At 38.0% G+C, this 3,373-nt stretch carries 1 protein-coding gene; it reads left to right on the top strand.

The window, feature by feature from the left end; genetic code table 11:
* The coding region (locus H7T99_RS10470; protein WP_201035996.1) for a hypothetical protein at window positions 1–3,092 on the top strand (3,092 nt) is incomplete at its 5' end.
* Window positions 3,093–3,373 lie beyond the last annotated feature (281 nt).

Below are 3,373 nucleotides of genomic sequence, written 5' to 3'. Positions count from 1 at the left end.
TGAAAGTACATTCTAATTTTACTGGACCTAAGTCCAAAAAACGTCTGATTGCATTCTCATGTGCAACTGCTCTTGCAAGTTTTGCCTTTATCGCAAGACCTGCCTTCGCTGAGGAAGCTAAAGCTGATAGCTCAACAAACCTTGATGTTACTGCTGCTACCACTGCCAATGTGGAAACCACCGCAGACCTCGTAGAAACTAAGGTTGTCGAAGCTCCTGCTACTACTGAAAATGTGGCTAGCACAGAAAACACCACAAATGTTTCAGAACAAGCCACAACTTCTGCTACAAGTTCGGAAAACGCTAGTGAAACAGCTTCAACAACTGCAAGCGAAAGTCAAGCACCTGCAGAATCGGCCTCAGGCCAAACACGCGAAGCTGTAACTACAGACCGGGCTGCCAGTGAGGCTGCATCAGCAACCGCAGATACCAATAGTGAAACCAATGTTACCGGTGGTCAATATTATAGTGATAGCCTTGGTAACTGGTATTATAAGGATGCTAGTGGTAAGAACCTAACTGGTGCACAAAAAATCGATGGGGTCAACGTTTATTTCGATGAAAATGGCATACAAGTCAAGGGAAACTTTTCAAAAAATAAACAATACTATGATGCAGATTCTGGTGCTCTTGTAACGGATCGTTATATTAATCATCTTGGTGGTGTTTACTATGTCGATAAAAATGGTGAACCATTAAAAGGCGCACAAACCATTCAAGGAAAACAAGTTTATTTCAATGATTACAACGGCCTTCAAGTTCGAGACGGATTTGCTAGCAATGAACACTTCTACGATAAAGATGGTAACCTTGTAACAGATAGCTATGTTTTTAGCACTAAATACAACTATAACAACACTATCTATCCTTTCTATGTTGATAAAAATGGCGACAAATTAAAAGGTGAACAAATCATCAATGGAAAATCTGTCTATTTCGATAAGTATGATGGAGCACAGGTGCGTAATAGCGTTGCTGACAATGGGCGTTTCTATGATCAAGATGGTAATTTAGTTGATCTAGGGAAAAAACACTACGTGTTCATCGATAACCATTGGTTCTATGTTGATGAAGATGGAAAGATACTTAAAGGTGAACAAGTCATTGATGGTGTGAAAGTTTACTTTACCCCTTATTACGGATATCAAATTAAAGGGGATTTTAATTCTGACGGCCAATTCTATGACAAGGATACTGGCGAGCTCGTGACAAACCGTTATATTCAATTAACACGCTACGAATCGAACGGCTCAATGGCTCCAACTCTAGAGACCCATTGGTATTATCTTGGGTCAGACGGAAAAGTGGTAACAGGTCCACAAGTTATTGACGGCATTCGTGTCTACTTTAACTATAGAGGACACCAAGCCAAAGGAGACTTCGGCTACGATGGTTTTTATTATGATAAAGACACTGGAGCACTCGTCAAAAATAGCTTTGTCTCCTTAGAGCAACCATCAGGAACCCTTATTTATTACCTCGATAACGAAGGCAATACAATTAAGGGAGAACAAATTATTAATGGTAAGCATCTCAACTTCGGTGAATACGGTATCCAAGTTAAGGGAAATTTCGCACCTAATGGACTTTTTTATGATGCAATTACAGGGGAACCTGTTACTAATCGTTATGTTCAAATCAATGACCAGAGTAACTCATATAATACCCTTGAAAATAAAGATAAATGGTTCTATATCGGTTCAGACTCTAAAGCTCTTAAAGGAGAGCAAGTCATTAATGGCGTAACCGTATTCTTTGACAAAAATGGGGTTCAAGCTAAAGGGATTTTCGCAGATGACGGTTTCTATTATGATAAAGATTCTGGTGCACGCGTTAATCTTGGCAACAATCAGTTTGTTCAAGTGAACGGTAACTGGTACTATCTTAATAACGAAGGTAAAATTGTAAAAGGTGAACAAGTCATTAATGGCAACAATTTTTACTTTGATAAAGATGGCAAGCAAGTTAAAGGGAACTTTGCTGAAAATGGAGCGTACTATGATGAAAATTCAGGAGTACAAGTAACCAATCGTTATGTTAACTTCAATAACAATTGGTATAGAATCGGTGCTAAAGGTACTCCTCTTAAAGGTGCCCATGTCGTTGATGGTCATAATGTTTTCTTTGACCAAGACGGTAAACAGATTAAGGGCGACTTCGCTTCGGATGGCTACTATTACAGTAAAAATTCAGGAGACCGAGTAGACTTAGGACAAAATCATTATCAAAACATAAACAATAATTGGTATTATATTGGTAATGACGGCAAACGCCTTACTGGTGAACAAGTCATTGATGGTGTCGAGGTCTACTTCGATAGTACTGGTAAGCAGGTTAAAGGAAACTTTGCTGAAAACGATTCATTTTACGATAAAGATAGTGGTGCCCGCCTTAAGGAACAATTTGTCGATTTGAATGGAAAGACTTATTATGTTGATGCTAAAGGCAAAAGACTTAGAGAAGGGGGAGTTCGAACTATCAATGGTAAAGAGTATACCTTTACGGGCGGTGCAGATCCCCACCTTGCTAGAGAAGAATTTCTATATCCTTATGGCTACTCTTCATTCTACGATTTGAATAATAAGGAAGTCAAAGGGCCTCAATTCGTTAAGGCCAAAAATGGTAATAGATATTACATTACCGCTTCTGGTCACGTCCCATTAGGGCTTCACATTATCAACGGAGAACTTTATATGTTTGATGCTCCGACAAATAAATATGCTGATGGTAGGGTTAGGGCGAATGGCTTGACTAAAGACTATTTCCCATCACTTATTCCTAATGGTAGCCATATCTATTACTTTGATAAGGAAACAGCTACTGCTATAAAAAATCAATATAAAGAGGTTAATGGTAACTGGTATTACTTTGGACCTAATTGGTATGCACTAACCGGTGAACAAACTATTGATGGGGCTCATGTCTATTTCCATAGAGATGGCAAACAAGCTAAAGGGGAACTTGTCACTGTAAATGATAAACTTCATTATTATGATCCTAACAGTGGTGCACGTACTGAGAACACTACCCTCACTATCGAAGGTAAGACCTACCATTTTGATGCTGAGGGAAATGGAAAACTCCTCAATTAGTGTAAGTGAACAGTAATCATTATGAAAAAGTAATTCCATCTTCCACTTTAAGAAAACTTTAGGAATCGCTTTGTATACTACAACTATCCTAAAACTTTTCTTTTTCATAATCTCCTAAAATCCAGGGCATAGGTCCTGGATTTTTTTGTTTTTTAAGTTACAAGGACTGCAAAAATTGTGAATTTTACCTTGTTAGACACTTTTAAATGTAATCGTTTTCTTATTTTTGTCTAAATTTCTTATATTTTCTTGAAAGTCTCTAAAATAGCACTATAATAGGA

This window comes from Streptococcus sp. 17.1 (genome assembly GCF_016648655.1).
Lineage (GTDB): Bacteria > Bacillota > Bacilli > Lactobacillales > Streptococcaceae > Streptococcus > Streptococcus salivarius_E.
This window is presented reverse-complemented; position numbering and strand designations above follow the sequence as displayed.